The following is a 214-nucleotide window of genomic DNA, read 5'->3' as shown; positions in this document are numbered from 1 at the left end:
GGGTGTCGGTCATGCCCTAACCATTGGGCGGTTTCTTTTGAAAAGTAGGCTTCTTTGGGCGTATGGCACTTGCCGCAGTATAAAAGCCCGTCCTCGCCTGTGTAGTCCTCCGCTTCGGCGGTAGTGGCTGTAATGTCCGTAATCATAGCTTCAATCTCGTTTCTCATAAGCTCTCACCCTCCTTGCATGAATAATCGGGTATGCCCTGTTTCGG

At 51.4% G+C, this 214-nt stretch carries 1 pseudogene; it reads right to left on the bottom strand.

From position 1 onward, the window contains the following. Positions 1–167: pseudogene (locus DXD12_RS15725) on the bottom strand (ATP-binding protein); the annotation flags it as partial. Positions 168–214 lie beyond the last annotated feature (47 nt).

The sequence above is a fragment of the Clostridium sp. TF11-13AC genome (assembly GCF_003481065.1).
Taxonomy (GTDB): Bacteria; Bacillota; Clostridia; order Lachnospirales; family Lachnospiraceae; genus Otoolea; species Otoolea fessa.
The sequence above is the reverse complement of the archived record's forward strand: the minus strand, read 5'-3'. Positions and strand labels throughout refer to the sequence as shown.